General features: G+C 31.5%; 14 protein-coding genes. 9 read left to right on the forward strand and 5 right to left on the reverse strand.

What is annotated here, in order from left to right; genetic code table 11:
• The 3 genes from J7M77_RS00970 to J7M77_RS00980 all read right to left on the reverse strand — a co-directional run.
• Positions 1-187, reverse strand: a 187-nt coding sequence (locus tag J7M77_RS00970) for a hypothetical protein (RefSeq protein ID WP_296875098.1), incomplete at its 3' end; no start/stop codon positions are given.
• Positions 188-306: 119 nt separating this feature from the next.
• Positions 307-1,152, reverse strand: coding sequence for a hypothetical protein (locus J7M77_RS00975; RefSeq protein ID WP_296875100.1), 846 nt, complete (start codon positions 1,150-1,152; stop codon positions 307-309).
• Positions 1,153-1,169: 17 nt separating this feature from the next.
• Entirely contained in the window at positions 1,170-1,796 is a 627-nt protein-coding gene (locus J7M77_RS00980; protein WP_296875102.1) for a LexA family transcriptional regulator, read from the reverse strand.
• Positions 1,797-1,946: 150 nt separating this feature from the next.
• Here J7M77_RS00980 and J7M77_RS00985 point away from each other — a divergent pair, with 150 nt between their 5' ends.
• Positions 1,947-2,165, forward strand: coding sequence for a helix-turn-helix transcriptional regulator (locus J7M77_RS00985; protein WP_296875104.1), 219 nt, complete (start codon positions 1,947-1,949; stop codon positions 2,163-2,165).
• Between the two features lie 496 nt (positions 2,166-2,661).
• On the opposite strand, the gene J7M77_RS00990 is transcribed toward J7M77_RS00985, so the two are convergent.
• Positions 2,662-3,006: a hypothetical protein gene (locus J7M77_RS00990; protein ID WP_296875106.1), complete on the reverse strand. Its 345-nt coding sequence runs from the start codon at positions 3,004-3,006 to the stop codon at positions 2,662-2,664.
• A gap of 229 nt (positions 3,007-3,235) precedes the next feature.
• On the opposite strand from J7M77_RS00990, the gene J7M77_RS00995 reads away from it, so the two are divergent.
• On the forward strand, positions 3,236-3,454 hold the full coding sequence (locus tag J7M77_RS00995; RefSeq protein WP_296875108.1) for a DUF739 family protein: 219 nt from the start codon (positions 3,236-3,238) through the stop codon (positions 3,452-3,454).
• Positions 3,455-3,519: 65 nt separating this feature from the next.
• Here the strand turns inward: J7M77_RS00995 and J7M77_RS01000 are convergent, their stop codons facing one another.
• Positions 3,520-3,729: a DUF3892 domain-containing protein gene (locus tag J7M77_RS01000; RefSeq protein WP_296875110.1), complete on the reverse strand. Its 210-nt coding sequence runs from the start codon at positions 3,727-3,729 to the stop codon at positions 3,520-3,522.
• A 144-nt stretch (positions 3,730-3,873) separates the two neighbouring features.
• Between J7M77_RS01000 and J7M77_RS01005 the strand changes: the two genes are divergently transcribed.
• The 7 genes from J7M77_RS01005 to J7M77_RS01035 all read left to right on the forward strand — a co-directional run.
• On the forward strand, positions 3,874-4,053 hold the full coding sequence (locus J7M77_RS01005) for a hypothetical protein (protein ID WP_296875111.1): 180 nt from the start codon (positions 3,874-3,876) through the stop codon (positions 4,051-4,053).
• Entirely contained in the window at positions 4,054-4,764 is a 711-nt protein-coding gene (locus tag J7M77_RS01010) for a phage regulatory protein/antirepressor Ant (RefSeq protein ID WP_296875113.1), read from the forward strand.
• Between the two features lie 12 nt (positions 4,765-4,776).
• Complete coding sequence (locus tag J7M77_RS01015) at positions 4,777-5,046, forward strand: helix-turn-helix domain-containing protein (protein ID WP_296875114.1); 270 nt, start codon at positions 4,777-4,779, stop codon at positions 5,044-5,046.
• 40 nt (positions 5,047-5,086) lie between these two features.
• Positions 5,087-5,281, forward strand: coding sequence for a hypothetical protein (locus J7M77_RS01020; RefSeq protein WP_296875115.1), 195 nt, complete (start codon positions 5,087-5,089; stop codon positions 5,279-5,281).
• Positions 5,282-5,382: 101 nt separating this feature from the next.
• Positions 5,383-5,778, forward strand: coding sequence for a hypothetical protein (locus tag J7M77_RS01025; protein WP_296875116.1), 396 nt, complete (start codon positions 5,383-5,385; stop codon positions 5,776-5,778).
• A complete protein-coding gene (locus J7M77_RS01030) occupies positions 5,768-5,929 on the forward strand; it encodes a hypothetical protein (protein WP_296875118.1) in 162 nt (53 codons plus the stop codon). Before J7M77_RS01025 ends, J7M77_RS01030 begins: the two co-directional genes overlap by 11 nt.
• A partial coding sequence (locus J7M77_RS01035; protein WP_296875119.1) for a YqaJ viral recombinase family protein occupies positions 5,923-6,209 on the forward strand: 287 nt, incomplete at its 3' end. The genes J7M77_RS01030 and J7M77_RS01035, both read left to right, overlap by 7 nt.

Here is a 6,209-nt window from a genome sequence, read left to right on the forward strand (position 1 = left end):
CCGTAAATATCTTCCCGGAAATTTTAATTTTTCTATCTTTATATTTATCCGGATTATTATACATGTCGCTTATTTCAGATTCTGTGAGATATTCTTCTGATTTTTTCTCTTCGGAATCATTTCCTCCACATCCTACTAATCCAATACATAATCCAAAAATCAAAAATAAACTTAATAATTTTTTCATAATACTTCATCCCTTCTCTTTATAATTTAAGTTTATATAAACACTATGAAGTGTGTTTACCTAATTAAAATTTCTTCCTTAAATCTTTAATAATTTGTTCAACTTCCTGTTCGTTCTTATTATATTTTGTATTCTTTCAAATCGTTATGTATATTGATAATATATTTAGTTCTAATTAAATGAATTATCATTTTGAATAATTTATTATACCATTTAATATAATCATCATCAGTATTAAATTTTACATTTCCATCATTGTTATGTCGTATGTAAAATTTATTTAGCATAAAAAATACATCGTCCGTTAATGATTTATTGATAGAGTTAAATTCTCTTCTTTTCGGTTCTAAATAATCTCCTAATTTTTTTAAAATGATTCTTTTCTCATTAACATCATTTTCAATTCTAAAGTCATTGTATTCTAATAAAGTCATTCTTAAATCATCTTCATTTTCAAGAATAGAAAGAACACTATCCACATCTGCATCACGTTTAATATATGTTACACTGTTATCAGCATGATTTAGTTGTCTTTCAAAATTTAGATTCTCGATGATAACCCCAATATTCTTTATAATTACAAGATACGGTGCAAATATTTCATCTTCTGTATTTATTGAATAGCTATTGCTGATAATTGAATAATTATTACTGATTGTATGAGTATTTATTAAATAACAAATATACGAATCAATAAATTGCAAAATATATAATTTTTGCGTTTTATTACATGAACGAGGTGTTTTGAAGTGGATTTCTAAATCGCTAAAATATTGATTTGCATTTATGGCAGTTAATCTATGTTCCCATTTTGTGAAAAATTTATCAACAATTGTCCAAAAGTCTACATCTCTAGAACGACTGAATTCATAATTATAAATTTTCATATTCAATAAATCATATAATCTATTAAACTCTTTATCAAAATCAAATCTACGTTCTAATTCAAAGATACTTTTTACCACCTATTACTCCTCCTCATTTATTCCACATCACTTTGAAAAGCAACGGCTTTTCCCAATACTTTTACTTTATTTAATTCTTCACCAGTAAGTATTATGTCTTTATATTTACTGTTTTCTGGTCTAAGGATAACCATGTTTTGTTCCTTGTAATAATAAAATCTTTTTAAAGTTGCTTCATCGTCTATAATAACTGCTGCAATTTCGCCATTATTTACAATGTCCTGTTTTCGTATAAAAACTATGTCACCATCATTGATACGTGCGTTGATCATACTATCACCTTGACATTTTAAACAGAAGTCGGCTTTTATTTCAGTTCCAACCATTATATAGCTTTCTCTATCTTCATCTGCAAATATAGGCTCTCCACATGCTATTGTTCCTAACATGGGGAGTTTTATTTTGTCTATTCTGTAGATGTTATCGTAGTCATTATAGTTTGAATTGCCCTTTATTAAATAGTCTGTTGTAACGTTGAAATAATCAGCCAATTGTTGAACAATACCCATTTTTGGTTCGGTTCTATTTATTTCCCATGAGGATACTGTTTTATCACTAACATTGACAATATTTCCTAGTTCCTCTTGACTAAGGTTGTGTTGTTCTCGCAAGTTTTTTATTATATAACCAAATTGTGTTCTCATTTTATCGCCTCGATTTCTATAAATATTATAATACAAAATGTAGATTAAATAAAGCAATATGTAAAAATAATTCTACAAAACGTATATTTTTTATTGACAATCTACATTTTGTAGAGTAATATGTAATTAACAAGAAGGAAGGTGATGATGATGATACATAGAATGAAATTATGCGAAATAAGAAGAGCAAGAGGTTATTCACAAGAATATATGGCAAATATATTGGGTTGTCATAGAACAACTTATGCTAAAATGGAAGAAAATCCTAAAGATATAACTATGGAAGAGGCAGATATTATAGCTAGAGCATTAAACGTTTCTGTTGATGATATTATTTTTTTAGATAATCATCTACAAAATGTAGAGTAAAAGAGGACATGCAATGAAAAAACAATACGTACTATTATCCGACAATCAAATAGGCTACATCGATTATCGTTGCAACTGCGATGAATGAAGAGCAAGAGGCGAGTATGAGTTATTTATCAATGATTTTAATGATCAGTATCTTGATTGTATCAAACTTTCTAAAGCTAAAAACGAAATCAAAATCATGAGCCATGATTTAGAAACAGTTTTAAGACATCAGCTAAATCATGTCGGTGCTTAATGAAAGAAGGATAAAAATGGAAGTTCTTAAAGAAATATTATTTTGGTGGTTGTTAGTAGACAATATTCTACTGGTTATTTCTAAAAAATGGAGAAAAGAAAGGATTTCTTATTTAGAAGATGGAAAAAGAGAATAAAAAGGAAAGAGACGGATTTTTCGAGTTTTACGGTATTTCCGAGGAAGAGGAAAAATTCTTCAAGGCTATCTATCGCAGAAGACAGATTTATCGAAGAATCATTTACATATTGATTATTGTTATCGCAGTACTGATAACGCTGTTATGTACGCAGTGATGACAGCAGTTATGATAGCGGAAATAATTGAAATTATGAAAGGCCATATCTTGCTGTCAAAGAATTTACGCCGGCGATAAAGACAGTACCGAAAGTATCTGTCGGTTAATGAATACAGTGCTTTTCTTGAATTTTTATTAGCAGTTGTATCAGTAAATTCATAATGGCTTTGAATAAATTTTAAATCCAGAAAGAATTTAAGAGAATCGCCGAAAAATTCAGCATAAACATGCTTTTTAAAACGCATGATAAACAGTTTAACTCGTTCTCTAAAGTAAATGTTTAAATTTGAAAAATCATCATTCATTGATGTATACCTCCGCATTTATTATAACACGAGGTGAAGAAAAAAATTAAATATCTTTCCTGGTCAATAGGAGCCCATCATTATCAAGAATAATAATATTAATTTTACTTTTATGCAGATGCTGGTGCTATCTATAATCGGATCAAATCCGTACCTCCTTTCAATGTGAATCTAACAAGATGGTGGGTTCCTACTGGCCAGGAAGGCGAGAAAAGAAAGGAGTGATTAAGTGGAATATGTTTTTGATTATTCAAAGCTGAGAGGAAGAATAAGAGAAATTTGCGGTACTGAAGAAAATTGGGCAAAACTGATGGGATTTTCGGACTATACCAAGAGTATGAAGCTCAACAATAAATCTTATTTCAAAAGCAATGAAATCACCAAGTGCTGCAAAATTCTAAAAATTCCAAAAGAGGACATTGGTGTATATTTCTTTACTGAAAAATAAAAGATACAGTTTCTTTCTCGTATGATGTGAGCCTGCCATGAAAAATAAATTAAATCAAGATTAAGCTAATCCAAATTGTTTCTTTTGCTTTTATCTGGATTGCTTCTTATGAATTTAGTGCCATTGTTATTTACACCGTGATAACCATCAATCTTACCTTGTATAGCAGCATTGTAAGCCTGATTGTTTGTGTAAGTGACACCGTTAATAGATAACCTATCGTTTAATCCTGTTTGAGACTCATGTAACACTTTTACGTTGGCTCTATTTGTCATTAAATCACCTCCTTTAAATCGAGGAACAAAAAAATGGCAAGCTCACATCATACGAGAAACCTATAAGAATATTCTAATAAATTATTAGTTTTATTCAAGCTGTATACACCATTGCTTATATGTTTTTTATAAAGGAGTGATTAAATGAACAGTTCAAAAAATGAGAAACGAACAACAGTTGATGTTGATGTTAACGTATCTGGAATTGATGAGGCGGTAAAGAAAACTGAACACCTAGTTGAATTATTAAAAGAAGCCAAATCAATGGCAGATGATTTAGCTTCAGTTAATTATGATCTTAATATCAAAATGAGGAGTGATTGAATGAATGAGATTGAAATTAAAGTAGAAAATGATCAAATGCTGGTAACAAGTTTACAGGTTGCTAAAAATTTTAATAAAAATCATCAACACATTTTAAGAGATATTAAAAACCTTATAGGGGGTGTCCAAAATTGGACAGACCTATTTTATGAAAGTTCATATGTAAATGAGCAAAATAAACAAGAATACCCAATGTATTTAATGACCCGTGACGGTTTTACGTTACTGGCAATGGGATTTACTGGGAAGGAAGCACTTGAATGGAAGCTCAAATATATCAAAGCATTTAATGATATGGAAGCCAAATTAAACGATCCGATGTTCCTGGTTCAAAAATCAATGAAATTTCTGGAAAACCGCTGTAATGAATTATTGCTTGAGAACCAGCAAATGAAACCTAAAGCATTATTTGCAGATGCGGTAAGTACAAGTGAAGAATCGATACTTATCGGACAGTTGGCAAAACTGATTAGACAAAATGGCTATGATATCGGACAAAATCGATTATTTCAATGGCTTAGAGATAACGGATACCTGATCAAAAGCGGTTCACGTTACAATCAGCCAACTCAAAAAGCAATGGATCTAGAACTGTTTGAAGTGAAGGAAAGAACCATTACCAATCCCGATGGCAGTATTCGAATTACACTGACCACCAAGGTAACAGGTAAAGGCCAGGTATATTTTGTAAATAAATTTTTAAATCAGTAGGAGGTGAAAAATATGGAACGAGCTGAAACAATCTCGGTAGAAGAATGTGCAAAAAGATTAAATAAGGATCCAGCGTTCATTCGTAACGCAGTAGAACAGGGAGTTTTTCCTGGATCTTGTGTTAAAAACGAGAACGGAAGACGTTCGGTCGTCATTCCGAGAAAAGCTTTTGAAGAATACATGACTAGGTGGAATCCAAACCCATCAACTGAATTAGTCCAGGCATTAGTTGAAATTCTAAGCAAAAAGGCCGTTGCGCCAACAACGACCAAACCAAGATAGTACAGTCACATTATAAGTGATTGTGAAAGGAATGTCAAAGATGAATAATTTGATTATAGATACAGGTTATACAGAAAAACAGGTCCAAAAATTAGTGGATGAACTAAATAAACTGTTTGAAAACAGTGAATTTACCGCTTGTCAGCTTAGTGAAGAAATTATTTCGTTGAGCGGACATATTACAACAAAAAATTATTTAAAAATTGAAAGGATCGAAGAAAATGGATCTAGATAAACTTACTGCCCGAGGGGTATTCACAGTTGTAATAGTGTTTATTATCGCTGCCTTTACGGTAGCGGGAATTATAGAAAAAATCATGTAGGAGGAAAAGAAAAATGGATGATCTGATTTTAGAAATCATATTTAAAACATTGGGAATAGATAAGTATCTTGAAAGAGATAAAGAGTGGATGGAAGAGAACGCTAAAAATTTTATGTGTATTGAACTGAAAATACTTCCACTGGAAGTTGCTGTAAACTTCAGGCTTAATGATGAACCGCTTGAATATATTGCACATGCTACAGGCAAATCAAAAGAGGAAATTGTAAATATGTTTAAGCCGATGCTTGATGAGCTAACATCGCTTTCAAAAGATCTTACTGAAATGATGTCGGCAGATATTCATAAGGTGTTTGGAAACAAATATAATGTTCTGATTAAAAACGATACTGATCTTTTTAAATATTTTAAAGAAATGAGCATGGGGGAGAAAGATAAAGATGCCAACTAAAAAAGAAGCAATCATGAACGAAATCAGTTCTCTTGAAATTCGTAAAAATATCTTAGAGTGTAAGGACTTTTTAGATGCGGATGATCGTGCAGTTATTGATGAAATAACAGAAAAAATCACTGCATTAAAAAGAGAACTGGAAAAATGGTAGATTATAAAACTTTCTTCAGCAACTGTCATATCGATCGCATTGAAAGTGATGATCAGTGGCACAGTTTACGTGGAAAAGGCATCGGAGGAAGTGATGCGGGTATCGTGATGAATGTATCGCGGTACCGCACTCCCTATGAACTATGGGAAGAAAAAACCGGTATAGCTGAAAGAAAATTTATCACTAATAAGGCAATCGAAAAGGGCAACCGGTTAGAGCCTGTCATGTTTGAGTTTTTTAAAGCGCTGTACGGGGATCTCTACGAGGTAATCGACACAAA

It is taken from the genome of Thomasclavelia sp., from assembly GCF_017889095.1.
GTDB lineage: Bacteria > Bacillota_I > Bacilli_A > Erysipelotrichales > Coprobacillaceae > Thomasclavelia.